This window comes from Arthrobacter pascens (genome assembly GCF_030815585.1).
GTDB lineage: Bacteria > Actinomycetota > Actinomycetes > Actinomycetales > Micrococcaceae > Arthrobacter > Arthrobacter pascens_A.
The window spans coordinates 3,568,800-3,593,173 of record NZ_JAUSWY010000001.1 but is presented as its reverse complement, the minus strand read 5'-3'; the positions used below and the strand labels follow the sequence as shown (position 1 = coordinate 3,593,173).

Sequence of the window (24,374 nt, the reverse complement as noted above, 5' to 3'; positions counted from 1 at the left end):
CAGAGCGGGGAGGAACCCGAATCGATGTGGCGTACCCTGCGCCGCCTTAGTTATGGAGTTCCTTGTGACTGTCCCCCCGGCCTCCGCCATCCCAGCCTCCACACCTTTCGTTGACCGGCATATCGGCGCCCGCCGCCAGGCCGACGTTGACGCCATGCTCAAGGCCGTCGGCTACGACACCCTGGATGCGCTGGTGGATACCGCGGTCCCCAGGGACATCCGCCAGGACTCCGGGCTGGAACTGGGAGCGGCCCTGAGTGAGGTGGAAACCCTTGCCGAGCTGCGCACGCTCGCGGCCAAGAACAAGACCGCCGTGCAGATGATCGGCCAGGGCTACTACGACACCGTGACTCCGCCGGTGATCCGCCGCAACATCCTCGAGGGCCCCGCCTGGTACACCGCGTACACGCCGTACCAGCCGGAGATCTCCCAGGGCCGGCTTGAGGCGCTGCTGAACTTCCAGACCATGGTCCAGGACCTTGTGGGCCTGCCCATCGCCAACGCATCGCTGCTGGACGAAGCAACCGCCGTGGCGGAGGCAGTGCTGATGATGCGTCGGGCCAATAAGAATAAGGAAGCCCGCGACGGCAAGACTGTCCTGGATGCCGACTGCCTGCCGCAGACCATCGCCATCGTGAAGGGCCGTGCCGAAGCACTGGGCTTCGAGGTTGAGGTGGCCGACCTGTCCAAGGGCCTGCCCGACGGCGTCATCAACGGTGTGGTGCTCCAGCAGCCCGGCGTCTCCGGCCGGGTCTTTGACCACACCTCCGTTATTGCCGCCGCCAAGGAACGCGGTGCCCTGGTGACGGTGGCCGCCGACCTGCTGGCCCTGACGCTCATCACCCCTCCCGGGGAGCAGGGCGCCGACATCGCCGTCGGCTCCGCCCAGCGCTTCGGTGTCCCGCTGTTCTACGGCGGACCGCATGCCGCCTACATGGCCGTGCAGAAGGGCCTTGAGCGTTCCATGCCCGGCCGCCTGGTGGGCGTCTCCAAGGACAACGCCGGCGTTCCGGCCTACCGCCTGGCCCTGCAGACCCGCGAGCAGCACATCCGGCGCGAAAAGGCCACGTCCAACATCTGCACCGCCCAGGCCCTGCTGGCCATCGTCGCTTCCATGTACGCCGTGTACCACGGCCCGGACGGACTGAAGGCGATTGCCCAGGCCACCCACGGCCATGCCAAGACCCTGGCGGCGTCGCTCAAAGCGGCGGGCCTGGACGTCCTGCACACGAGCTTCTTCGACACCGTCACGGTTGCTGTGCCGGGCAAGGCCGCTGGAATAGTTGCCGCCGCCGAAGGCAAGGGCATCAACCTGCGCAGCATCGATGCCGATACCGTTGGCTTCTCCACGGATGAGACAACGACGGCGGCAATCGTCGATGACGTCCTTGGCGCCTTTGGTGCTACCCGGATCGACGCGGCCGCCGGTACTGACACTGCTTTCGCGCTGGACGCCGCCGTCGAACGTTCCTCGGACTTCCTGCAGCACCCGGTGTTCAGCACGCACCGTTCCGAAACCCAGCTGCTGAGGTACATCCGCAAGCTCTCGGACCGGGACCTGGCCCTGGACCGCACCATGATCCCGCTGGGCTCGTGCACCATGAAGCTGAACGCCACCGCCGAGATGGAAGCCATTTCCTGGCCGGAATTCGCCTCCATCCACCCGTTCGCCCCGGACTCCCAGACCGCGGGCTGGCGCGAACTGATCGCGGACCTGGAAGAGCAGCTGACCGAGATCACCGGCTATGACCAGGTGTCCATCCAGCCGAACGCCGGATCGCAGGGCGAACTGGCCGGCCTGCTGGCCATCCGCGGTTACCACCTGTCCCGCGGGGACGAGCAGCGCAACGTGTGCCTGATCCCGGCGTCGGCCCATGGCACCAATGCCGCGTCCGCCGTCCTTGCCGGCATGAAGGTGGTGGTGGTGGCCACGGCAGCGGACGGCACCATCGACCACGCCGACCTGTACGCCAAGATCGAGGCAAACATGGACGCGCTGTCCTGCATCATGATCACCTACCCGTCCACCCATGGCGTGTACGACGCCGACGTCCGGGAAGTCTGCGACGCCATCCACGCCGCCGGTGGCCAGGTGTACATCGACGGCGCCAACCTCAACGCGCTGGTGGGTCTGGCGCAGCCGGGCCACTTCGGCGGCGACGTCTCCCACCTGAACCTGCACAAGACCTTCTGCATCCCGCATGGCGGCGGCGGACCCGGCGTGGGCCCCGTCGCCGCCAAAGCACACCTTGCCCCGTTCATGCCGGGCAACGCAGCCACCTGGACCGAGGGCAACGATGTCCCGATCTCCGCCTCCAAGTACGGCTCGGCCGGCGTGCTGCCCATCTCCTGGGCCTACGTGAAGCTCATGGGCGGCCAGGGACTGACGGAGGCGACCAAGGCCGCGCTGCTCGCGGCCAACTACATCGCTGCCCGCCTCAACGACTTCTTCCCGGTGCTCTACACGGGCGAGGGCGGACTGGTGGCGCACGAGTGCATCCTGGACCTCCGCGAGCTCACGGCGAAGACCGGCGTCACCGCCGAGGACGTGGCCAAGCGCCTCATCGACTACGGTTTCCACGCCCCCACCCTGGCATTCCCGGTTGCCGGCACCCTCATGGTGGAACCCACGGAATCCGAGGACCTGGGCGAGATGGACCGCTTCATTGAGGCCATGATCTCCATCCGGGCCGAAATCGACCAGGTGGAACACGGCGACTTCACCTTGGCGGACAGCCCGCTGCGCAACGCACCCCACACCGCTGCCGCCGCTATCAGCACCGACTGGACCCGCGGTTACCCGCGCGAACAGGCTGTCTTCCCGGTCCACTCACTCAGGCAGGACAAGTACTTCCCGCCCGTGGGACGGATCGACGGCGCCCTGGGCGACCGCAACCTGATCTGCTCCTGCCCGCCGCTTTCCGAGTTCGAAAACTAAGGATTTCCTGATGACTGAGAACTACACAGCGCTCTACGAAGAGCACAAGAAACTCGGCGCCTCCTTCACCGACTTCGGTGGCTGGCAAATGCCGCTCAAGTACAGTTCCGAGCTGGCCGAACACCACGCCGTCCGCAACGCCGCGGGAATTTTTGACCTCTCCCACATGGGCGAAGTCTGGGTGACCGGTCCGGACGCGGCCGCGTTCCTGGACTACGCATTGGTAGGCAGGATTTCGGCCATGGCCGTGGGCAAGGCCAAGTACTCGCTGCTCTGCAATGAGGACGGCGGCATCATCGACGACCTCATCACCTACCGCCGCCCCGCCCCGGCGGACGCCGGAAGTGAAGGGACCGACCGCTTCCTGGTGGTTCCGAACGCCGGCAACGCCACAGTGGTGGCAGCAGAACTTGCCCAGCGTGCCGCGGGTTTCGACGTGGAGGTGGACGACGTCTCAGCAGGCACCTCCCTCATCGCAGTCCAGGGTCCCAAGGCACAGGAACTGCTGCTCCGGCTGGTCCCCGCCGCCCAGCACAGCCTGATCACGGAACTTAAGTACTACGCAGCGGTGGAAGTTCCCTTCCTGGTGGGCGGCGCCGGCCAGGAGCTCCTGCTGGCACGCACCGGCTATACCGGCGAGGACGGCTTCGAGATCTTCGTTGACAACGACGACGCCGCCGCCCTGTGGCAGGCCATCGTCGCCATTGCGGACGAAGGGGAACTGACGCCCGCGGGCCTCGCCTCCCGCGATTCGCTCCGGCTCGAGGCCGGGATGCCGCTCTACGGCAATGAGCTGTCCCTCGAAGGCGACCCGTTCGCCGCAGGACTGGGACCCGTCGTCGCGCTTTCCAAGGAAGGCGACTTTGTGGGCAAGGCCGCGCTCGCGGCCAAGAAGGAAACCGGCGCAGGCACGTCGTCAGGACGAAAGCTCGTGGGCCTCAAGGGCCTGGGCCGCCGTGCCGGCCGCGGACACTACCCGGTCCTCAAGGACGGCGCTGTGGTTGGCGAAGTCACCTCCGGCCAGCCCTCGCCGACCCTGGGCTACCCGGTGGCCATGGCCTACGTGGATGTTGAACACACCGAACTCGGCACCGCCCTGGACATCGACCTCCGCGGCAAGGCGGAGCCGTTCGAAGTCGTTGCCTTGCCGTTTTACAAGCGCCAAAAGTAGCCCAGCTCCGGTGGTCACCTTAGGCCCGTCGGGTCCGGCCACCTCTGCATGCTGCTCCTTCGTCGCTCTGACGCATGCTGCCGGAGACCGGACCCGAAGGGGCCGCGCTGGTCACCTACGGCGGGTTCCACCCCAACGCTCTCTCACTTTTCGCAAGGTTTGGGCCGACGCTCTCTCACTTTTCGCAAGGTTTGGGCCGACGCTCTCTCACTTTCACAAACCAACGCAAAGGAAAAACACATGGCAAAAGTTGCCCCTGAATTGCAGTACTCCGACGAGCACGAGTGGGTGGCCCGCGAGGGTGGGAACCTGGTGTCCGTCGGGATTTCCGCCGTGGCCACTGATGCCCTCGGCGACATCGTGTACGTGGAACTGCCCGAGGTGGGCTCTGCGGTCACGGCGGGGGAGACGTGCGGCGAGGTGGAGTCCACCAAGTCCGTCTCGGACCTGTACGCCCCGGTGACCGGCGAGGTCACGGAGGTCAATCCCGCCGTCGTCGACGACCCCGCGCTGGTCAACAATGATCCCTACGGTGCGGGCTGGCTCTTCAAGGTGGCCGCCGAGTCTGACGGGCCGCTGCTGTCCGCCGAGGACTACGCGGCCAAGAACGGCGGCGAACTGTGAGCGCCGCAGCCGCAGGCACTGCCGCGTTCGAGCAGGTAGTTTCCCCGAGCCTGGACGCCCAGCTGTCCGAGCTGGATCCGGAGATCGCCGCCAAGATCGACGACGAACTGACCCGCCAGCGCGACGGCCTGGAAATGATCGCGTCGGAAAACCACACCGCCGTGGCCGTGATGCAGGCGCAGGGCTCGGTCCTGACCAACAAGTACGCCGAGGGCTACCCGGGCAAGCGCTACTACGGCGGCTGCGAGCACGTGGACGTTATTGAGCAGCTGGCCATCGACAGGGTGAAAGCCCTGTTCGGTGCAGAATACGCGAACGTGCAGCCGCACTCCGGCGCGCAGGCGAACGCCTCGGTGATGCACGCCCTGATCAAGCCGGGCGACACGATCATGGGCCTGAACCTGGCCCACGGCGGACACCTGACGCATGGCATGAAGATCAACTTCTCCGGCCGCCTGTACAACGTCATTCCGTACCAGGTCCGCGAGGAGGACCACCGAATCGACATGGCCGAGGTGGAGCGCCTGGCTCAGGAGCACAGGCCGCAGCTGATCGTGGCGGGCTGGTCCGCGTACGCACGCCAGCTGGACTTCGCCGAGTTCCGCCGGATCGCCGACTCGGTGGGGGCCTATCTGATGGTGGACATGGCACACTTCGCGGGCCTGGTGGCCGCGGGCCTGCACCCGTCACCGGTGCCGCACGCCCACGTGACCACCTCCACCACGCACAAGACCCTCGCCGGCCCGCGCGGCGGCATTATCCTGACCAACGACGCCGGCATTGCCAAGAAGATCAACTCGGCAGTGTTCCCGGGCCAGCAGGGCGGACCGCTGGAACACGTCATCGCTGGAAAGGCGGTGGCCTTCAAGATCGCCGCGTCCGCCGAGTTCAAGGAGCGCCAGGAACGCGTCCTGGCCGGCGCCCGGATCCTGGCTGACCGCCTGGTCCAGCCGGATGTCAAAGCCAAGGGGATCAACGTGATCTCCGGCGGAACCGACGTGCATCTGGTACTTGTTGACCTGCGCGACTGTGAGCTTGACGGTCAGCAGGCCGAGGACCGGCTCGCGGAGATCGACATCACGGTCAACCGCAACGCAGTGCCGTTCGATCCGCGCCCGCCGATGGTTACCTCCGGGCTGAGGATCGGCACCCCGGCGCTGGCTACGCGGGGCTTTGGCAAGGCGGCCTTCCGTGAGGTCGCTGACATCATCGCCGAGGCCCTGATCGCCGACGCCGGCGCAGACCTTTCCGGCCTGCGCTCCCGCGTGGATGCCCTCGCGGCAGCCCACCCGCTCTACCCGGGCGTCGCACCACTGTCCTGAAGTCCGTGGCTGGCTTTGGGGCCCGTCGTGTCCGACCTCCTCTGCATGCTCGGTCGCGAAGACGCCCGCTGAGCGGACGTGACGCTCCCTTAGACGCATGCTGCCGGAGGCCGGACCCGAAGGGGCCATCGTCCGTCCCCTTAAGAGTCAGGCAGTCAGTGATTGTCCGTAAGGGTGAGAGACCGACGGTGGGTGAGCGGATTCCGGAAGCGTGCGTCAGAGCGACGAAGGAGCAGCACGCGGAGGAATTCGGTCACCCACTACCCAACCCAACCACACTCTTAGTTAGGAACCGACCATGGCTGTTGGTGTCTTTGACCTGTTTTCCATTGGGATCGGGCCTTCGAGCTCACACACCGTGGGCCCCATGCGCGCTGCTGCGGTGTTCGCCGAGGAGCTCAAGTCTTCCGGTGTGCTTGGCCGCGTTGCCGGACTCCGGGTTGACCTGTACGGATCGCTTGCGGCGACCGGCCACGGCCATGGCACCATGACCGCCATCCTGCTGGGCCTGGAAGGATTCCACCCCGAGCTGATCCTGCCCGACGAGGTGGAGGAGCGGCTGGCCACCATCGCCGAAACGGGAATGCTGCGGCTCAGCGGTGCCGTTTCGCTGCCGTATGGGGTGACGGACATGGTGCTGAGGCCGCTCACCATCCTTCCCCGGCACACCAACGGCATGACGTTCACCGTCTCAGACGCCGGCGGCAATTCTCTCCACAAAGCCACGTTCTTCTCCGTGGGTGGTGGCTTTATTGTCCGTGAAGGTGAAGAGGAAGCCGCGCTCAAGGAACTGGACGAGTCCAAGAAGGAGCTCCCCCTGCCGTTCAGGACTGCCGCGGAGCTCCTGGGCCATTGCCAGTCCAAGGGCCTGTCCATGGGCGAGGTCATGCTCGTCAACGAAAGGGCGTCGACGTCGGAGCAGGAGATCCGCGACGGCCTGCTCCATATCTACTCGGTGATGGAAAGCTGTGTGGAGGTCAGCCTTAAGCGCGAAGGCCTGCTGCCCGGCGGACTGAAGGTCCGCCGTCGTGCGCCCGACTGGCATGACCGCCTCCTGAAGGAGGACAAGGACCGGGACCCCAAGTACTGGCAGGAATGGGTCAACCTGATCGCCCTGGCTGTCAATGAGGAGAATGCCTCCGGTGGGCGCGTTGTCACCGCCCCCACCAACGGCGCGGCCGGCATCATCCCCGCGGTGTTGTATTACGCACTGCATTTCGCTCCGGGTATGGACAAAGCCACGCAGCAGGACCGCGACGACGTTGTGGTCAAGTTCCTGCTGACGGCCGGTGCCATCGGGGTGCTGTACAAGGAGCAGGCGTCCATTTCGGGTGCTGAGGTGGGCTGCCAGGGGGAGGTGGGGTCGGCGTCGTCCATGGCCGCGGCAGGCCTGGCCGAGGTGATGGGCGGAACGCCGTCACAGGTGGAGAACGCCGCGGAGATCGCGATGGAGCACAACCTGGGCCTGACGTGTGATCCGATCGGCGGGCTGGTGCAGGTCCCGTGCATCGAACGCAACGCGATCGCCGCCGCCAAGGCCATCAACGCCGCCAAAATGGCGCTCTGGGGCGATGGTTCGCACCGGGTATCCCTGGACGAGGTGATCGTGACCATGCGCGAGACCGGCCGCGACATGAGCTCCAAGTACAAGGAAACCGCCATGGGCGGCCTTGCTGTGAACGTTGTGGAATGCTGACCAGGCTCAGTTGTTGACGGCAGCCCACGCGTTGAGGGTACCGGCGAAAATCACCCAGGACAGGTATGGCAGAAGCAGGATGCCAGCGGGAGTGCTGATAGGGCCAAAATCCATCACGGTGAACGACAGTGCCACGATCAGGGCCAGAATCACCGCGAGACCCAGCCACAGGGCCAACGATCCCAGAATCGGGTAGAGGCCAAAGAACAACGGCGTCCAGGCGAGGTTGAGGAGGAGTTGGGCCCAGTACAACTTCAGCGGCCTGCTGGTCAGGCCCGCCCCGTGGCGCCACACCAACCAGGCGGCCACGGCCATCCCGATGTAGAGCACAGTCCAGACGGGGCCGAAGGCTGATTTGGGTGGGGTCCACGGCGGCATGTCAGCGGTGGCAAACCAGCCATTCACATTGGCTACAACAGCCACGCTGCCCAGTCCGGCCACCGCGGCAGAGGCTGCAAGAAAAACCACGAGCATCAGCAACTGGGCTGCCGTTCCCCGCTGGCCGGATGCTGGCGGACCGGTTCCCGGGTTGCCGGATGCCGGTTGGCTGGGGCCTGGAGATTCTCCGGAATGGGACTGCATGCCTCAACCCTCGCCATGCGCGAACAATGAGTCAAGGAACGGCCACGCTTGAGAGGGTCTGGCGTCAGGCTGGAAAGCCCGGACCAGATCAGGCTTTAGACTTGTGACTGCATGTCCGCACGCAGCAATACGCACCGAACAGCGCACGAAACCCAGAGATTGGACACGGCCCCCTTGCGAGAATTCACCGCCCGCTTTGCTACAGCCGAGGAAATTGAGAACTGGGACAAGCACGTTACGGCCAACCCGAACGGCGGCAACATGCTGCAGTCGGCAGCCTACGCGTCGGTGAAGAACGGCCACGGCTGGGATGTCCGCTTCCTGGTTCTGGAGTCTGCGGGAACTGCCAGTTACAACCTCGTTCTGGAGAAGAAGTTTCCCCTGCTGGGCCGCCTCTGGTACCTCATCAAAGGGCCCGACCTGGCTGACCTTGAGGACCTCAAGCCGGCGCTGGATGCGTGCGCGGCATTTGCCCGGAGCCGGAAATTCAACGTCTTCGCCATCAAGGTCGAGCCGGACATCGTCTCCAGTTCTGAAGCCCGGGCGCACCTCGCGGCTGCCGGCCTGGTGAAGGCCCCTAACATCCAGTCCAACGACTCCACCGCGCTGCTGGATATTGCGGAGCCGGAGAAGGAGGTGTTCCGCGCCATTTCCTCACGCGCCCGGAACGCCGTCCGCCGCGCCGAACGCGAAGGCTGCGAAGTGGTGCAACGGGAACAGAGCCCGGAAACGTACCGCGCCCTCTACGAGCTGATGGCGGACACAGTGAACGCCAAAGGATCGATGCCGCTGCGCAGCTACGAGTACTACTCCCGGTTCTGGGACGAATTCTGCAACCGGGGCCAGGGCAACTTCTTTTTCGTCTACGAGGACGGGAAGCCGAGCGTAGGCGCCTTTGTGATCAACTACGGATCCAAGGCAACGTACAAGGACGGCGGTTCCACCCAGAACCGAAAGCAGTACGGTGATTCCCATCTGGTCCAGTGGGCCGCCATCCGCCGGATGAAGGAACTGGGCTGCGCGGAGTACGACTTCTGCGGCACGCCTCCCGCAGACAGGATCAAGGACACCTCCCATCCGCTGTACGGCATGGGCATGTTCAAGACAAGCTTCAGCAAAACAGTCACGGATTTTGTGGGCTGCTACGACTATGTCCTTGGGCCCGTCAGACACCGTCTCTGGGTCAAAGGTGCCGAACGTATCTTCCGACGGCTTGAAACTACCCGCACCGGTGGCCAGTTCTACTGACCGGATCCCTGCCCGCCCATCCACGAACACGAAGGTCAGCGCATGCCCCAAGCCGGCAGCACATCCATAGGTGAGGTAACTTCAGTGAATTCAATCAAGGCCGGAACAGAGCTCGAGTTCGCCGTCCTCAGTGACGCCGAATTCGAGTCTTTTTCCCCGAACCACCCGCAAAACAGCTTCATCCAGTCCGCCGAGTTCACGCGCTTCCAGCGCGCCCGCGGACAGGTCGTGGAGCTCTTCGGGGTCAGGCGCAATGGTGAGCTGGTAGCGGCCGGAAAGCTGAATTACACCACCAACCGCTGGGGCTACAAGGTGTGCGAATGCGCCAAGGGCCCCCTCATGGACTACACGGACGCTGATCTGGTGCGTGCCGTCGTCGAACTCCTCAAGACGCGCGCCGCGGACCGCAAGGCCGCGGAGCTGAGGATTTCCCCCAACCTGTTGTACGTCGCCCACGACGCCGACGGCGTCGAGCACCCGGAAATCCTGGACAACCGGCCCCTGGTGGCCGAACTGGCCCGGCTGGGCTTTGAGCACCAGGGATCAGACATGAACTTCGCGAACGTCAACTGGATGTTCATCAAAACCCTTGAGAGCATCCAGGACTCAGAGGAGCTCATTATGGGCACCAGCTACCGGACGCGAAAAGCCGTCCGGAAGGCCGAAAAGAACGGGGTGTTCCTGGAGCAGGCCACGCTGGAGACCCTGGATGAGTTCTACGATGCGTTGAGCACGGCAGGGGATGAAAAGGGCTTCACCTACCGGGAACGCGAATACTACGAACAGCTCCTGCGGACCACATCGGCCGAGTTCACCAAACTCATGATGGCCAAGATTGACATCCCCGCCTACCGGAGGTCCATCACCGAACGGCTCGAAGCGGAATCTGCGGCCGCGGCCGACCTGCGCCGCGAGGTTGAAGAGACGGGCAGCAAAAAGAAAGCCAACCGGCTCAAAGTGGTCCAGGACCTCGTGGACAGTTACGAGCGCAGCCTTAAGGACATCGAGCGCTTCCCGGATTCCGTGGGCGTGGCAACCGTGGCGGCCATCCACTTCGTCTGCTTCGGCGATGAGGTGGTGTGCGTCATCGGCGGGACCAAGCAGGACTACATCTACTTCAACGGCGCCACTTCGCTGTACTGGGGCATGATGCTGCACGCGCTGGAGAAGGGGTACTCCCGCTACAACTTCTATGGGACCTTCGGCATCGAGGGCCAGGACGAAGAAGGGCACGGCGGCTACGCCTTCAAAAAGGGCTTTGGCGGGGAAGTGGTCCAACTGCTGGGCGACTTCGTGATGCCCGTGCGGCCACTCGTGTTCCAGGCCAACCGTCTGGCCCGGACCGCAATCGCGGCAGGCCGTACCCTGCTGGGCAAACTGCCCCTGAGGCGCAGGGCGTAAGGCCACCAAACAGCATCATCCATCAGACCGGGAGGAGTACCAGAGTGACCGATCGACCTGACGATCCCCGGACCAAGCCGCCCACTGACGGCCTGCCCAAGACCCAGCCGATTTCGCCCACCCAGCTGCGACAGAACGCAGCGGCCAAAAGGATGCTGCGGCGCCTGGTCCAGGGGGAGAACCCGCCGACGGCGCCGATGAGCATTGTGGACAGGCTCACCGGGAGCCCCTACGCCAACCCGATGATCCAGGTGGGAGGGGTGGATACCTCTGCGCGCAAAACCCTGGACTTCGCCCTGCACCTGGCCGAGACCATGTTCCGGTACGGGGCAGGCGCCTTGGAGGTGGAGACGAGCATCATCGCCGTCACCGCAGCGTTGGGTCTGAAAAACATCGAGGTGGACATCACCAACCAGTCGGTGGCCATCAACTACGCTCCCAAGGACCAGACGCCCATTTCGCTGCTGCGCGTGGTGCGTTCCTGGACCAACAACTACGCCGGGCTGGCCACAGTGCACCAGCTGGTGACGGACATTGTGGCCGGGGGAGTGGGCCGGGATGAGGCCATCCGGCGCCTGGACGAGGCGATCACCAGCCCCAAGCCTTTCCCGCGCTGGATGGTCACCATGGCCTTCGGCGTCTTTGCCGCTGTGTTTGTGGGCGTGCTCGGCGGTGACCCGGTGTCCTCCCTCATCGCATTTCTCTCCAACATCGGCGTGAGCCTCCTGGCCCGGAAGCTGGGACGTTTGCGGATGCCTGACTTCTTCATCACGGGGACGTGTTCGTTCGTGGTGACGTTTGTGGCGCTCCTGCTGTGGAGGTTCGGGCTGACCAATTCACCGTCGATTGTGGTGGTGGGCGGCATCCTGCTGCTCCTGCCCACCGGGCGTCTGGTCTCCTCCGTCCAGGATGCCATCAACGGCTTCCCCGTGACGGCCGCCGGGCGGTTCCTGTCCACGGTCCTGACTTTCGGGGCGCTGGTGGCCGGGATCGCCGTCGCCTTTGTGGTGGGCTCCAAGACGGGCATGCAGGAAATCAATGTCACCCAGGCGCTCCCGCCGGCATACGACCTGTGGGTTCTTGTCATCTTCATCGCCCTTGCGGTGATAGCCATTGGCATCACCGAGCAGACCGCCTGGAAGCTGCTGCTGCCCACGGCAGCTGTTGGCGTTGCGGGCTACCTGGCACTGCTCGGAGCGGACACACTGGGTCTTGGCGACAGGTTCTCGCCCGCACTGTCCGCTGTGGTGATCGGCCTGCTGGCAAGGTTGGTGGCCCTCAAGATGGGCGCGCCACAGCTGGTGGTTGCCGTACCCGCGGCGCTGATCCTGCTGCCTGGACTGACTATTTTCCGCTCGATGTACGTGCTGACGATCGAGGAATCTGAGATCCTGCTTGGCGCCGGGGGAATGCTCAGTGCCGGTGCGATTGTCCTGGGGGCTGCCGGCGGCATTGTGCTTGGCGACACCTTGGCCAGGCCCCTGACCCGCAGCCTGGCCAGCAACGAGCGACGGCGGGCCCGCAGGCGGTAGCCTTCCCATATCTGCTGCTTAGATCTGCCCTACGGGCAGCTTCTTCTCGGCCTGGAAATCGTCCTCCACCCGCCCGCTTGCCCAGTAGCCGGACAAAGACACCTGTTTGCGCTCAAGCCCGCGCTGGACAAAAAACACGTCCCGAAGGGCCTTCATATATCCGCGTTCGCCGTGGGCAAAGACATCAACCCTGCCGGCAGGCCACTCGGCGCTGGCGACGGCCGAAACCAGCAGCCCGCCTGTCCCGGGGGCAGCACCGTTCCGCCGGAGCCAGGTGATGTCCACGCCGTCCGGGGCAGAAATCGGCTGGATGTCGGCGTGGCTGTCCACTTCGAGGAACGCCAGGCCGCGGGCCTCCGGAGGCAAGGCTTCCAGGGAAGCGGCGATGGCCGGCAGGGCGGCTTCGTCTCCCGCAAAGAGGTACCAGTCGGCGTCCTGCGCGGGGTTGTAGGCTCCGCCGGGGCCGGTGAACGTCAGGGCGTCGCCCCGCTGTGCCGTGGCCGCCCACGGCCCCGCAAGTCCCTCATCGCCGTGGATCACAAAATCGATGGCCAGTTCCCGGGCAGCCTCATTCACCCACCTGACCGTGTACGTGCGGGTGAACGGCCATTGTTCCCGGGGCATGGTTTCCCGGATGGTCCACAGGTCCAACGGTTGGGCATAGTCCACGCCAGGCTGCGGGAAAACAATCTTGACGTAGCGGTCCACGAAACTGTTGTTGACGTAATCGTCAAAGCCTTCCCCGCCGGCAACAATCCGGACCATGTGCGGCGAGAGTTCCTCACGGCGGAGCACCGTCAGGTTGATCTGCGGACGGCTCTTCTTAGTGGCGCTGGTGGCCGCTGGAACTGTGCTCATAAGGCAACCCTAAGCTAACGAACCTTGGGAAGTTCCCAGGTTACGCCCGCACTGCCCTGCTCCCGCAGCAGGGCGTTGGCCTGGCTGAAAGGCCGGGAACCGAAGAAACCGCGCGACGCCGATAGCGGACTGGGATGGGCGCTCGACACCACCGCCGCGCCGGACAGGAGGGGACGGACGCTTTCCGCGTCCTTTCCCCAGAGAACGGCCACCAGGGGTAACCTGCCGCCCTTTGGTGTCCGCCGGTTGGCGACGGCGGTGACGGCCGCCGTCGTGATTTTCTCCCAGCCCTTGCCCCGGTGCGAGCCCGCGGCGCCCGCCCGGACGCTCATTACGCGGTTGAGGAGCAGCACGCCCTGGGCAGCCCAGGCGGACAGGTCGCCGTGTACCGGGGCGGGAACGCCCAGATCGGTTTCGAGCTCGCGGTAGATGTTTGCCAGGCTCCGCGGGATGGGCCGGGTCCGCGGATCGACGGAGAAGGAAAGGCCAACGGCGTGCCCGGGGGTCGGATACGGGTCCTGGCCCACAATCAGCACCTTGACGTCCGCCAGCGGCTGCCGGAATGCGCGCAGGACGTTCGACGGCGACGGCAGCACCCGGTGCCCGGCTGCGACTTCGGCGGCGAGGAAGCCCAGGACCCCGCGCAGCTCGATTTCCACCACGCCCAACGCTTCGGCCCAGTCGGCGGCCATCAGCTCACCGAGCGGCAGCATGGCCATCTCGGCAAAGCCAACGGCCTCCACAGGAGCCTGGTCCAGTTCGAAAAGGGGCTCAGAATCAAACACGCTCCCATTCTCGCAGGGATATGAGTTGCCGTAACGCGGCGTAAATGACAACAGTGTTATTCCTCCGTAGCATGGGGGTGGGACTTTTTACCTGAACCAGCGAAGGAGTGTGTCGTGGCGGAAGCAGCTCGGGAACACATGCCGGAGCCGGAAGAGCGCGGCTCGCTGCCGGCGGATTTCACTCCTCGGGAGTCGCCGCTGGGCGAGCGTGACCAGCAGATGCTCGCCCTGGAGCGGCAGTGGTGGAAGTACGCCGGCGCCAAGGAACAGGCCATCAGGGAGCTCTTTGACCTGTCGGCCACGCACTACTACCAGCTGCTGAATGCACTCATTGACACCGAGGATGCGCTGGCCCACGATCCCATGCTGGTCAAGAGATTGCGTAGACTACGTACGTCACGTCAGCGGGCACGTACTGCACGCCGCCTGGGTTCCGACGCGCACTAGGCTCGCGCCGGGCCATCAGCAGCAATCAACAAGGATGTCTCTCCAATATGACCAAATACGCTCGGGATGAATTCGACAAGGTCCCGGAGACCGCCTCGCGCCAAGGTATCCACCGGACGGCATCGGCGCCTTCCCGGCGCAAGCTGTGGCCCATCCTCGCGGTAGGCATCGCGGCGTTGGCAATCGGCCTGGTCTCCTTCCTGATCCTCCCGAAGCTTGGCTTCATCCCCGGTGGCAGCCAAGCGTCCACCAGCGTGGAATCCTCCGCGTCGCCGGAAGCCAGCACAGACCCTTCCACCAGCGCCCAGCCCTCAGCCAGTGCAGAGCCGTCCGCGAGTGCGGACGCTGAACCAAGCACCACGCCGAGCGTCACGCCGTCGAGCGCTGCCGTGGACAAGTCGCAGGGCGTTGCAGTCTACAACGGGTCCGGAACGGCGGGGGTCGCTGCCAGGGTCAGTTCGATTGTCCAGTCTGACGGCTGGACGTTGGGCCAGGTGGGCAACTGGGGCGGTACTCCCCAGCAGACGTCGGTGATCTTCTACGCGGGTGCGGCACAGAAGGCCAACGCCGAGGCACTCTCCGAGCTCCTGAACATTCCCACCATGGTGGACAGCTCCGATTTCCAGGCCCCCGTGGTTGTGGTGCTGGGTCCGGGGTTCAACTAACAGGCGCCGGTTACGCCTGAATAACTATTGGGTGCTGACCCGGCCGTGTGGCTCGGCCCGCCCAAGGGCGATTGGCTAGAGTGATTTCAAGCTTCGGTTCGTAATAAGCGGCACACAGTGGCGTGGGCCTTACGGACGCTACTGAAAGAGTGGACATCATGGCACTGGGAACCGTTAAGTGGTTCAACGCTGAAAAGGGCTATGGCTTCATCACCGTGGACGGCTCAGGTGACGACGTTTTTGTTCACTGGTCGGCCATCGTGGGTGAGGGCTACCGGGCCCTCGATGAAGGACAGCGCGTGGAGCTGGAAATTGGCGAAGGCGAAAAAGGCCCGCAGGCAGAAAGCGTCAGGCTGGCCGAGTGAAGTCCGTCATTCTCAGTTCAGCCACTTATCGGTCAGCCATTTTCCGTGGGGCGGCCGGGGCGGCGGCCCTGCTTGCGCTGGCCGGCTGTGGCGGTGTGGCGGGCAATGCACGGCTGGACTCCGTCGAAGCGTCCGGTGACGGAACCCTGCGGATCGGCCTGATCCTGGACAACACGGGCAAACAGGCCTTCCTCAACGATTCACAGCTTGCCGCAGCCACACTCGCGGTACAGGAGATCAACGCGGCCGGCGGCCACAAAGGCAAACCTGTCCAGCTGCTCCCTGAGCCAGCCGGAGAAGGTTCGCAAGCCCAAGCCACCGAACTGGTTGCAGCTAAGGCGGACGTGGTCATTGGCCCCACGGATTCCAGTAACGCGGCCGGCGCCATCGACGTCCTCTCCCGCGCCAGGGTGCCGCTAATCTCACCGGCGAACTCGGCCGCAGGCCTGAGCAAATACAAGAACGGCGGCTATTACTTCCGGACGGCAGCGGCCGACGTCGCCCAGGCGTCCGTGCTGGTGAAGCTTGCCAAGGATGGCGGCGCCAAGAGCCTTGCTGTGGTCCACCAGGACAGCGGCTACGGCAAGGATGTTTCCGACGCCGTGGCCAGCGCCGCGAAGAATGCCGGGCTGGATACCGTCTCCACCACAGCGTTCAAACCGGGCGAGGCGCGGAAGGCTGCCGCCGCTGCGCAGAAGGCGGCACCGGACGCCGTGGTTCTTATCGCCCGAGATGGCGCTCAGGGGGCAATCGCGGAACTGAACAACGCCGGATTGTCCGGCAGCCGGATTGTCCTCAGCGACGGTGCTTATGGCCAGTACGGTTCCGGCCTCGGCTCCAAGGCCCTGGACGGCGCCCGCGCCGTGGTCCCCGGAGTGTTCCCCTCGGAGGACTTCCAGGCCCGGCTCGTGGCGGTGGATCCCGGGCTGAAGGATCTGTCGTTCGCGGCAGAGACGTTCGACGCCGTGAATCTGGCTGTCCTGGCCGCCGGGAAAGCCGATGACGATGCGGGGCGGACCATAGCCGCGAACCTGATCGCGGTGTCCGGCGGCTCTGTTGAGGGTGCCGTCCCGGACCAGCCAGGAAAACCATGTACGTCCTTCAAGGAGTGCCAGGATCTGCTGAAGTCAGGTGCCGCAATTAACTACGACGGCGAGTCGGGACCGATTGCCTTCGACGCCAAGGGTGACATCACCACGGCGAACTTCATGGTCTTCACGTACGGACCGGACAATAAGGCGCGCATCAGCGGACGCGAGTCCGCCGGCCGGGCAGCCGGCTGATCGCCAGCAGCGAACCGTTGCCTCCGAGAGCGATTTTCAGTGCCTTTCGCTTGCACTCTCACCTATGGAGTGCTAATTATTGATTTAGCACTCCTACGTACCGACTGCTAAAGCGACGCCCGGTTTTGGCCGGTGCTGAGCCTGGCTCCGGTCGTGGAGCGAAAGAAACACCTTGCTGGGGTGAGATCCGGATCCGGCGGCATACAGAGGCCGTCAGCGAAGGATCGTCCGTCGCGGGCACCGCAGTGCAGGTTCATTCTTAACGACTGTCCCGAAAGGACTACTGCCGTTATGGCCAAGATCATTGCATTTGATGAAGAGGCACGCCGCGGCCTTGAGCGGGGCCTGAACATCCTCGCTGACGCCGTCAAGGTCACCCTCGGCCCGCGTGGACGCAACGTCGTCCTCGAAAAGAAGTGGGGCGCCCCCACGATCACCAACGATGGTGTTTCCATCGCCAAGGAGATCGAGCTGGACGATCCTTACGAAAAGATCGGCGCCGAGCTGGTCAAGGAAGTTGCCAAGAAGACGGACGACGTAGCCGGCGACGGAACCACCACGGCTACCGTGCTGGCCCAGGCCCTGGTCAAGGAAGGCCTGCGCAACGTTGCGGCCGGCGCTGACCCGCTGTCCCTCAAGCGCGGCATCGAGAAGGCTGTTGAAGCCGTCACGGTGGAGCTGCTTGCCTCGGCCAAGGAAATCGAAACCAAGGAAGAGATCGCGGCAACCGCGTCCATCTCCGCCGGTGACGACGAAATCGGTGCCCTTATTGCCGAAGCCCTGGATAAAGTCGGCAAGGAAGGTGTCATCACCGTCGAGGAGTCCAACACCTTCGGCCTGGAGCTTGAGCTCACTGAGGGCATGCGGTTCGACAAGGGTTACATCTCCGCCTACTTCGTCACCGACGCCGATCGTCAGGAAACGGTCCTTGAGGACCCGTACATCCTGATCGTCAACTCAAAGATCTCCAACGTCAAGGAACTGGTTGCTGTCCTGGAAAAGGTCATGCAGTCCAACAAGCCGCTGCTGATCATTGCCGAGGACATCGAGGGCGAGGCACTGGCCACCCTGATCGTCAACAAGATCCGCGGCACCTTCAAGTCCGTTGCCGTCAAGGCTCCGGGCTTCGGCGACCGCCGCAAGGCCCAGCTTGCTGACATCGCTGTGCTCACCGGTGGCCAGGTCATCGCTGAGGAAGTCGGACTCAAGCTTGAGACGGCCGGCCTTGAACTCCTGGGACGCGCCCGCAAGGTTGTTGTCACCAAGGACGAGACCACCATCGTTGAAGGTGCCGGCGACGCCGACCAGATCGCTGGCCGCGTTTCCCAGATCCGTGCCGAGATCGAAAACTCCGATTCCGACTACGACCGCGAGAAGCTGCAGGAACGCCTGGCCAAGCTGGCCGGCGGCGTTGCAGTCATCAAGGCCGGTGCCGCAACCGAGGTTGAGCTGAAGGAACGCAAGCACCGCATTGAGGACGCTGTCCGCAACGCAAAGGCTGCTGTCGAGGAAGGCATCGTCGCCGGCGGTGGCGTTGCACTGATCCAGGCTGGCGCCAAGGCGTTTGCCAACCTGAACCTGACCGGTGACGAAGCAACGGGCGCCAACATCGTCCGCGTTGCCATCGATGCACCGCTGAAGCAGATTGCCTTCAACGCTGGCCTTGAGCCCGGCGTTGTGGTGGACAAGGTCCGCGGCCTGCCCGCAGGCCATGGCCTGAACGCAGCAACCGGCGAATACGTCGACCTGCTGGCTGCCGGTATCAACGACCCCGTCAAGGTAACCCGCTCTGCACTGCAGAACGCGGCTTCCATTGCCGGCCTGTTCCTCACCACCGAGGCTGTAGTGGCCGACAAGCCGGAGAAGAACGCTCCGGCCATGGGTGGCGGCGACGACATGGGCGGCATGGGCGGCTTCTAGCCCCGCCAGCCGGAACCTGTTCCACGCCTAAAAGTGCGGCCCCCTCGCAGGAGGGGGCCGCACTTTTGTGTCCCTGGGCTGGCGCTTTGGGCCACGTTTCCTGACGGCTACTTACGGGCCGTTGCCAGCATTCCTTCAACTTCCTTCTTGAAGTTTTCGGCTGCTGCTTGGGGACTCAATCTGTCGTACAGGACTTCGTCAGTGAAGCGCTTGATGACGTTCTGGACGCTGCCTGCCCCGACGGGCGGAACAGGAGGCGCGTCGGTGATCTCCGTTGCGACGTCCTTCAGGAAGCCCACCACTGTGGTGTCGGCGGGCTTCAGGGCCGGGGTGATGCTGTCGACGATCTCCGAATTGGCCGGCACACCCCGGTCGGTCATCAGGATGGCTCCGGCCGCCGGGCTGTTTGCCAGGTAGTTGATGAACGTGGCTGCCGCTTCCGGGTTCTTGGAGCGTGAGGAAGCGGACCAGAACATGGTGGGTTTGAAGTACATGCCGTTGTCCGCGGACGTGCCGTCGATGCTGGGGGCACGCAGCATCTTGATGCTGCTTCCCGTAGTGGTTTCCAGGGATCCCAGCTGGTTGGTCCACCACCAGGCCATGCCCACCCTGTTGGTGCCGAACAGGCTTTCCTCCAGGCCAGCACCGGAATCCTCCGTGGCCACTGTGGCCGGCGGGCTGGCTTTGGAGTCACGCTGTTCCTTCAGCCGTTCCCAGAAGGAGGCAGTCGTGGCAGTATCGAAATCAACTTTGCCGTCTTGGGAGTAGAGGTTCTCGCCGTGCTGCCGGAGCCAGATAATGAGATCGGCTTCATTGCTCCCGTAGGCGGCGCCGTAGCTCTTGCCGCCGCCTGCAGCGCTCAGTTTTGCGGCGGTGCCTATGAAGTCGTCCCACGTCCAGGTGGTGTCGTCAGGGACCGGCACGTTGGCCGCCTCGAAGACCTTTGTGTTCGCCATGATGACGTAGGCGTTCTTGCCCGTGCTCAGCCCGTACTGGGCGCCGTCGTACTGGCCGGAGGCAAGTTGCTCCTTGTCCATCTTGGATGTATCGACGCCGCTCTGTTTTGAGAGATCCAGGAGCGCCCCGCGTCCGCCATATTCGGCGATGTACTTCTGGTCCATCTGGATGACGTCCGGAGCGTCGTTGGCGGCGGTCTTGGTGGCCAGCTTGTCCCAATAACTGGCCCATTCGCCGGGCTCCGATTCAATCTTGATATTGGGGTGTTCCGCCTCGAAAGCCGAAATGACCTTTTCCGTCTGCGCGTTGAGGTACTCGTTGCCCCACCATGCAAACCGCAGTGTCACTTCCTTATCGCCGCTGGATCCGGCGGATGCGCCACAACCTGTAGCAAGCAGCGAAACCGCCACCGCAACAGCTCCGAGCTGAAACTTCCTCCGGCCTATGGTCCGAATCTTCATTGATGCGCCTTCCTGATGCCAGTGGATTCCAAGCCCGCCCCGTGTCCCGGGCCCGGCGTCGATGCCGGGAAATCGTTCAGGTGAGAAAACGGTTTCTCGGCTGAGTTCCGATTGTTCCGCGCTTTTGGACCGGCGTCAATAGGTTCTGGGTAAGCGGTTTCCGAAGCTCATGCCGCCGGCAGAGATGTCCTTCCGATCGCGTGCGGGGGAGAAAATCCCCGGAACCGGAGCGAACCAAAAAAGGTTGACAGCCGGGTCTGGCAGGATGGAACCGTGACAATTACTGCAGCAGCCGACGGTTCGGCTTTAGGAAATCCCGGCCCGGCCGGATGGGCCTGGTATGTGAATGACGAGTGCTGGCGGGCAGGGGGGTGGCCGCACGGAACCAACAACCAAGGCGAGCTGATGGCCGTCCTTGACCTCTTCCGCGCCACGGCGCACGTTCCCGACCAAGACCTCCGGATTCTGTGCGACAGCCAGTACGTCATCAACTCCATCACCAAATGGATGCCGGGATGGAAGCGGAAAGGTTGGCGGAAGGCTGACGGCAAACCCGTCCTGAACGTCGAACTGCTGAAGGAGCTGGACCGAGAGCTCGCCGGCCGCAAATATAGCTTCGAGTGGGTCAAGGGACACGCAGGGCACCCCCTCAATGAGGCAGCTGATGAGCGCGCCAGGGCCGCTGCCACGGCCTACCAGCAGGGAGTTGCGGCCCGCTCGGGTCCTGGGTTCGCCGGTGCGCCAACCGCAGCTGCTGCGCCGGGCGAGGCCGCCACAACGGCATCCGGAGGTTTCAGCCGGGCCGGAACTGCGGCGGCGGGCCCGGTTCCGGCGGTTGCCGGGGCTCCGGCGGCCGCCGGGGTTCCAGCAGTTGCCGGCGGGGGTGTCCTTTCCTACGACGAGCCTGACCTGTTCAGCGAGCTTGAGGGTGACTCGTTTGTCACGCAGGAGCCTGGCGGTGCCGAGCCTGATCCCGAAGTCATCGTGGAGGCGCTCGAACGTGAACTGTTGGGGCCCGACGTCCGCGGCGACATTGGACGCACCGGAGTGTTGCTGCACCCCGACTTCATGGAGATCGGAAGCTCGGGGAGGGTCTGGACTCGCGATGCGATGATGATGGCCCTTGAAGAGGATCCGGGAGAGCGGACGGAGCTGGAAGTACTGGGGGCGGACCGGATCGGAACCAGCGCTGTCCTGCTGACGTACCGAAGCTACTCGCGCTCGGGCACGACTCTCCGAAGCTCATTGTGGGTCCTCGACGGCGGCCGGTGGAGGCTGCGGTTCCACCAAGGGACGCCCGAAGCCTGACAGGGCCTGCCTATCCGTTGCGCTCCCTCGGCCCCTCAAGCCCTGGTGCCCGGTCCGCCTGGCAGCAGGGCGACACCCAGGGCTAACTGAAGCGCTGGGTGTTGCCCTGCTCCGTCTGGGCATAGCTGGAGGCCGCCGATGCCAGGGCCAGGTTGATGGAAGCAAGCGAAGCCTCCACCTTGCCCTGCGTGAGGGTCCATTCGGTGACCAGGGCCTGGAAGTTGGTGGCTGCGGAGCCGCGCCAGGTGGCCTGCAGTTCGTCCAGGCCTCGCTTCATGGTCTGGACGTCAGCGCTGATCCGGTCCACGGTTGCCTTGACGTTGGCTGACTTGAGCTGGAGGAGTTCGGTGTCGACGGAAATGATGCTCATGGCTGTGCCTCTCGATGTGGTGGACAGCCTGCGCTGCCCGGTCCGGCGGCTCCGGACGGCTACTCCGAGCCTAGGGATGGGCCCTGCCGGGTGCCACGCTCCGCTGCTATATGTGGATAACCCGGCCATCGCTGTGGTCGCCGCCGTCGCCCCGATTCCCGACGCCGGTGCCCTTGCCGCCGGAGCCTTCGGCCTGGGTGCCATGGCCTTCAGCGTCCAGGCTGACGGCGTCCTCGTCGCGGACGGGGAGGCTGACCACCAGGGTGGCACCGCCGCCGTCGGTCGCTTCCACCCGGACAGAGCCGCCGTGCGATCCAACGATGGCCGCCACGATGGCGAGGCCCAGTCCGCTGCCGCCCGTTTCGCGGGTTCGGGAGGTGTCCGCCCGGTAGAAGCGCTCAAAGACCTTGGACGCATCCTCTTCGGAAATGCCGGGCCCGTGATCCCGCACCTCGATCACTGAATACGGCAGCCCGTCGTCGGCGGTACGCACTCCAACGGCAAGTTCGACCGGGCTTCCTTCAGGTGTGTAACGCAGCGCGTTGCCCACCAAATTGCCCAGCACTTGCCGCAGCTTCGCTTCATCGCCCAGCACCGGGGCAGGTGCCGCGGTGCCGCCGTCGAGTCCCGTCAGCGAGATGGCGCGGGTCCGGTCGCTGGCTTGCGTGTCCACCACGGCGTCGTGCGCGATCAGCTGCAGGTCCACGGGTTTCTGCTGCAGGGGGCGCTGTTCGTCGAGGCGGGCCAGCAGCAGGAGGTCCTCCACCATGGCGCCCATCCGCTTGGCTTCGCTTTCGATCCTGCCCATGGCGGTGGCCACGTCCTCGTCAGTTGCCAGGGCGCCGTGGCGGTAGAGCTCGGAGAAACCCCTGATGGTCACCAGCGGAGTACGCAGTTCATGCGAGGCGTCGGCGGCGAACCTGCGCATCCTGCCTTCAGACGCCGTACGGGCGGCAAAGGCTGTTTCGATGTGCGCGAGCATGGCATTCAGCGAGCTGCCCAGGCGGCCCACTTCGGTGCCCGGATTTTCCACTTCCACACGGCGGGAGAGATCGCCGGCAGCGATGGCGGCTGCGGTTTTCTCCACCCGGGCGAGAGGCCGGAAGGATCTGGATACCGTCCAGCTGGCAATCAGGGAGGCAAGCAGGAGGGTCAGCAGCCCCACGCCGCAGACAACCAGGGTTGCGTGCGCCAGGACGTCGTCCACGCTTTGCAGCGGCAGGCCGATGACCACCACCGCACTGTTGCCGTTGTTCAGGACAGGGACCGCCACCACCCGCCAGTTCTGGCCGTCGGTGCCCCTTACCTGGTATGGCCGGACGCCCTGGTCGCGTGCTTCCTGGACAGAAATCGACCTGATGTCCGGCCGGTTGTCTGGATCGCCGCCGAAGGGATAGGCGTCCTGGCCCGGAGTGTAGAGAATGAGCGAATAGTCGGTGGGGACCGGCGGATTGGGCGCCTGCAGTTGCGTGAACGAACGCTGCTTGCCGGCAAGATCGACGGCGGCATAAAGTTTGTCGTCCACCTGCGCCTGCAGGTAGCTGTGGAGCAGCGTCAGGGTGCTGGCGCCGGTCAATGTCATCGCGACGATCAGCAGCGCCATGATCATGGCAACCAGCTGTGACCTCAGGGAGGCCGACTTCCACCGCTGCAGCAATTTCAGCGCTTCTCTGCCGTTCGGAGCACGTAGCCAACACCGCGTTTGGTCTGGATCAGTGCGGGCGCGTCCGGATCAATGTCCACCTTGCGCCGCAGATAGGAGATGTAGGACTCCACGATGGAGGCGTCCCCGTTGAAGTTGTATTCCCACACGTGGTCCAGGATCTGGGATTTGGAGAGCACCCGGTTGGGGTTCAGCATGAGGTACCGGAGCAGCTTGAACTCGGTGGGGGACAGCTCAATGACGGTGCCGCCGCGGCGCACCTCGTGGGCGTCGTCGTCGAGCTCCAGGTCATCCACCCGGATGATGGCGTCGTCGTCGAGCATAGGCTGGGTGCGGCGGAGGACAGCGCGGATACGGGCCACCACCTCGTCCAGGCTGAAGGGTTTGGTGACGTAGTCATCACCGCCCACGGTAAGGCCGGTGACCTTGTCCTCCGTGTCGTCCTTGGCCGTCAGGAAGAGCACAGGGAAGTGCTTGCCGGAAGCGCGGAGCTTCCGCGTGACAGTAAAGCCGTCCATGTCCGGCAGCATGACGTCCAGCACCGCGAGGTCCGGAGCGTGGAGCTCAGCTGCGGCCAGCGCGTCGCGGCCGTTCGCGGCGGACACTACCTCAAACCCTGCGAACCGCAGCGACGTGGACAGCAGCTCGCGGATGTTGGGTTCGTCATCAACAACAAGGAGCTTGGCTTCTGGGCCATTCTTATTCATCTTCCCATCATGCTCCCAGAGTCTGTGAGTTTTCTGGATGGATGTTGTGCGTTCCATGAGGAGTAGCCGAT

The 24,374-nt window shown here is 64.5% G+C and carries 21 protein-coding genes; 14 read left to right on the top strand and 7 right to left on the bottom strand.

Annotated features, from left to right (window positions below; all coding sequences use genetic code 11):
• The first annotated feature begins 52 nt into the window (after nucleotides 1–52).
• The 5 genes from gcvP to QFZ30_RS16545 all read left to right on the top strand — a co-directional run bounded on the left by gcvP (nucleotide 53) and on the right by QFZ30_RS16545 (nucleotide 7,751).
• Nucleotides 53–2,938, top strand: coding sequence for an aminomethyl-transferring glycine dehydrogenase (gcvP, locus tag QFZ30_RS16565; protein WP_307078061.1), 2,886 nt, complete (start codon nucleotides 53–55; stop codon nucleotides 2,936–2,938).
• Between the two features lie 10 nt (nucleotides 2,939–2,948).
• Nucleotides 2,949–4,109, top strand: a complete 1,161-nt coding sequence (gene gcvT / locus QFZ30_RS16560; RefSeq protein ID WP_307078060.1) for a glycine cleavage system aminomethyltransferase GcvT — start codon at nucleotides 2,949–2,951, stop codon at nucleotides 4,107–4,109.
• A gap of 240 nt (nucleotides 4,110–4,349) precedes the next feature.
• Nucleotides 4,350–4,733 carry a glycine cleavage system protein GcvH gene (gene gcvH, locus QFZ30_RS16555; RefSeq protein WP_307078058.1) on the top strand — a complete coding sequence of 128 codons (384 nt, stop codon included), beginning with the start codon at nucleotides 4,350–4,352 and terminating at the stop codon, nucleotides 4,731–4,733.
• Complete coding sequence (gene glyA / locus QFZ30_RS16550) at nucleotides 4,730–6,055, top strand: serine hydroxymethyltransferase (RefSeq protein WP_307078056.1); 1,326 nt, start codon at nucleotides 4,730–4,732, stop codon at nucleotides 6,053–6,055. Before gcvH ends, glyA begins: the two co-directional genes overlap by 4 nt.
• A gap of 298 nt (nucleotides 6,056–6,353) precedes the next feature.
• Nucleotides 6,354–7,751 (top strand): L-serine ammonia-lyase, encoded by a 1,398-nt coding sequence (locus tag QFZ30_RS16545; RefSeq protein WP_307078054.1) that lies wholly within the window; start codon nucleotides 6,354–6,356, stop codon nucleotides 7,749–7,751.
• A 6-nt stretch (nucleotides 7,752–7,757) separates the two neighbouring features.
• Here QFZ30_RS16545 and QFZ30_RS16540 read toward each other — a convergent pair whose 3' ends face one another.
• On the bottom strand, nucleotides 7,758–8,333 hold the full coding sequence (locus tag QFZ30_RS16540; RefSeq protein ID WP_307078052.1) for a TspO/MBR family protein: 576 nt from the start codon (nucleotides 8,331–8,333) through the stop codon (nucleotides 7,758–7,760).
• A 159-nt stretch (nucleotides 8,334–8,492) separates the two neighbouring features.
• Here QFZ30_RS16540 and QFZ30_RS16535 point away from each other — a divergent pair, with 159 nt between their 5' ends.
• The 3 genes from QFZ30_RS16535 (at nucleotide 8,493) to QFZ30_RS16525 (ending at nucleotide 12,514) form a co-directional block, all read left to right on the top strand.
• The gene (locus QFZ30_RS16535) at nucleotides 8,493–9,581 is read left to right on the top strand and encodes a lipid II:glycine glycyltransferase FemX (protein ID WP_373462899.1); all 1,089 of its coding nucleotides are present in this window, start codon (nucleotides 8,493–8,495) and stop codon (nucleotides 9,579–9,581) included.
• Between the two features lie 84 nt (nucleotides 9,582–9,665).
• Nucleotides 9,666–10,982, top strand: coding sequence for a peptidoglycan bridge formation glycyltransferase FemA/FemB family protein (locus tag QFZ30_RS16530; RefSeq protein WP_307078048.1), 1,317 nt, complete (start codon nucleotides 9,666–9,668; stop codon nucleotides 10,980–10,982).
• Between the two features lie 44 nt (nucleotides 10,983–11,026).
• A complete protein-coding gene (locus tag QFZ30_RS16525) occupies nucleotides 11,027–12,514 on the top strand; it encodes a threonine/serine exporter family protein (RefSeq protein WP_307078046.1) in 1,488 nt (495 codons plus the stop codon).
• A gap of 18 nt (nucleotides 12,515–12,532) precedes the next feature.
• On the opposite strand, the gene QFZ30_RS16520 is transcribed toward QFZ30_RS16525, so the two are convergent.
• Together QFZ30_RS16520 and QFZ30_RS16515 are read right to left on the bottom strand one after the other, a co-directional pair.
• Nucleotides 12,533–13,372: a siderophore-interacting protein gene (locus QFZ30_RS16520; RefSeq protein ID WP_307078045.1), complete on the bottom strand. Its 840-nt coding sequence runs from the start codon at nucleotides 13,370–13,372 to the stop codon at nucleotides 12,533–12,535.
• A 14-nt stretch (nucleotides 13,373–13,386) separates the two neighbouring features.
• Nucleotides 13,387–14,157, bottom strand: a complete 771-nt coding sequence (locus tag QFZ30_RS16515; RefSeq protein ID WP_307078043.1) for a uracil-DNA glycosylase — start codon at nucleotides 14,155–14,157, stop codon at nucleotides 13,387–13,389.
• A 114-nt stretch (nucleotides 14,158–14,271) separates the two neighbouring features.
• Here QFZ30_RS16515 and QFZ30_RS16510 point away from each other — a divergent pair, with 114 nt between their 5' ends.
• From QFZ30_RS16510 to groL, 5 genes are all read left to right on the top strand, one after another.
• The gene (locus tag QFZ30_RS16510) at nucleotides 14,272–14,604 is read left to right on the top strand and encodes a DUF3263 domain-containing protein (protein ID WP_373462853.1); all 333 of its coding nucleotides are present in this window, start codon (nucleotides 14,272–14,274) and stop codon (nucleotides 14,602–14,604) included.
• 47 nt (nucleotides 14,605–14,651) lie between these two features.
• Nucleotides 14,652–15,269 (top strand): LytR C-terminal domain-containing protein, encoded by a 618-nt coding sequence (locus QFZ30_RS16505; protein WP_307078041.1) that lies wholly within the window; start codon nucleotides 14,652–14,654, stop codon nucleotides 15,267–15,269.
• A 158-nt stretch (nucleotides 15,270–15,427) separates the two neighbouring features.
• Nucleotides 15,428–15,634: a cold-shock protein gene (locus tag QFZ30_RS16500; RefSeq protein WP_307078039.1), complete on the top strand. Its 207-nt coding sequence runs from the start codon at nucleotides 15,428–15,430 to the stop codon at nucleotides 15,632–15,634.
• A complete protein-coding gene (locus QFZ30_RS16495; RefSeq protein ID WP_307078037.1) occupies nucleotides 15,631–16,917 on the top strand; it encodes an ABC transporter substrate-binding protein in 1,287 nt (428 codons plus the stop codon). Before QFZ30_RS16500 ends, QFZ30_RS16495 begins: the two co-directional genes overlap by 4 nt.
• Before the next feature lie 291 nt (nucleotides 16,918–17,208).
• Nucleotides 17,209–18,837, top strand: coding sequence for a chaperonin GroEL (groL, locus tag QFZ30_RS16490; protein ID WP_131134151.1), 1,629 nt, complete (start codon nucleotides 17,209–17,211; stop codon nucleotides 18,835–18,837).
• A gap of 107 nt (nucleotides 18,838–18,944) precedes the next feature.
• Here groL and QFZ30_RS16485 read toward each other — a convergent pair whose 3' ends face one another.
• Nucleotides 18,945–20,255, bottom strand: a complete 1,311-nt coding sequence (locus tag QFZ30_RS16485) for an ABC transporter substrate-binding protein (RefSeq protein WP_307078035.1) — start codon at nucleotides 20,253–20,255, stop codon at nucleotides 18,945–18,947.
• Between the two features lie 273 nt (nucleotides 20,256–20,528).
• Here QFZ30_RS16485 and QFZ30_RS16480 point away from each other — a divergent pair, with 273 nt between their 5' ends.
• The gene (locus QFZ30_RS16480) at nucleotides 20,529–21,563 is read left to right on the top strand and encodes a ribonuclease HI family protein (protein WP_307078034.1); all 1,035 of its coding nucleotides are present in this window, start codon (nucleotides 20,529–20,531) and stop codon (nucleotides 21,561–21,563) included.
• An 82-nt stretch (nucleotides 21,564–21,645) separates the two neighbouring features.
• On the opposite strand, the gene QFZ30_RS16475 is transcribed toward QFZ30_RS16480, so the two are convergent.
• The 3 genes from QFZ30_RS16475 to QFZ30_RS16465 form a co-directional block, all read right to left on the bottom strand.
• Nucleotides 21,646–21,933 (bottom strand): WXG100 family type VII secretion target, encoded by a 288-nt coding sequence (locus QFZ30_RS16475; RefSeq protein WP_307078032.1) that lies wholly within the window; start codon nucleotides 21,931–21,933, stop codon nucleotides 21,646–21,648.
• A gap of 106 nt (nucleotides 21,934–22,039) precedes the next feature.
• A complete protein-coding gene (locus QFZ30_RS16470) occupies nucleotides 22,040–23,590 on the bottom strand; it encodes a sensor histidine kinase (RefSeq protein WP_307078030.1) in 1,551 nt (516 codons plus the stop codon).
• A gap of 2 nt (nucleotides 23,591–23,592) precedes the next feature.
• On the bottom strand, nucleotides 23,593–24,303 hold the full coding sequence (locus QFZ30_RS16465) for a response regulator transcription factor (RefSeq protein ID WP_307078028.1): 711 nt from the start codon (nucleotides 24,301–24,303) through the stop codon (nucleotides 23,593–23,595).
• Between the last annotated feature and the right edge of the window lie 71 nt (nucleotides 24,304–24,374).

What these genes read in the sequence shown, in the direction of transcription:
- gcvP (WP_307078061.1), top strand. Translation starts at nt 53, where the DNA reads ATGGAGTTCCTTGTGACTGTCCCCCCGGCCTCCGCCATCCCAGCCTCC.
- gcvT (WP_307078060.1), top strand. Translation starts at nt 2,949, where the DNA reads ATGACTGAGAACTACACAGCGCTCTACGAAGAGCACAAGAAACTCGGC.
- gcvH (WP_307078058.1), top strand. Translation starts at nt 4,350, where the DNA reads ATGGCAAAAGTTGCCCCTGAATTGCAGTACTCCGACGAGCACGAGTGG.
- QFZ30_RS16545 (WP_307078054.1), top strand. Translation starts at nt 6,354, where the DNA reads ATGGCTGTTGGTGTCTTTGACCTGTTTTCCATTGGGATCGGGCCTTCG.
- QFZ30_RS16540 (WP_307078052.1), bottom strand. Translation starts at nt 8,333, where the DNA reads ATGCAGTCCCATTCCGGAGAATCTCCAGGCCCCAGCCAACCGGCATCC.
- QFZ30_RS16520 (WP_307078045.1), bottom strand. Translation starts at nt 13,372, where the DNA reads ATGAGCACAGTTCCAGCGGCCACCAGCGCCACTAAGAAGAGCCGTCCG.
- QFZ30_RS16505 (WP_307078041.1), top strand. Translation starts at nt 14,652, where the DNA reads ATGACCAAATACGCTCGGGATGAATTCGACAAGGTCCCGGAGACCGCC.
- QFZ30_RS16500 (WP_307078039.1), top strand. Translation starts at nt 15,428, where the DNA reads ATGGCACTGGGAACCGTTAAGTGGTTCAACGCTGAAAAGGGCTATGGC.
- groL (WP_131134151.1), top strand. Translation starts at nt 17,209, where the DNA reads ATGGCCAAGATCATTGCATTTGATGAAGAGGCACGCCGCGGCCTTGAG.
- QFZ30_RS16485 (WP_307078035.1), bottom strand. Translation starts at nt 20,255, where the DNA reads ATGAAGATTCGGACCATAGGCCGGAGGAAGTTTCAGCTCGGAGCTGTT.
- QFZ30_RS16475 (WP_307078032.1), bottom strand. Translation starts at nt 21,933, where the DNA reads ATGAGCATCATTTCCGTCGACACCGAACTCCTCCAGCTCAAGTCAGCC.
- QFZ30_RS16465 (WP_307078028.1), bottom strand. Translation starts at nt 24,303, where the DNA reads ATGAATAAGAATGGCCCAGAAGCCAAGCTCCTTGTTGTTGATGACGAA.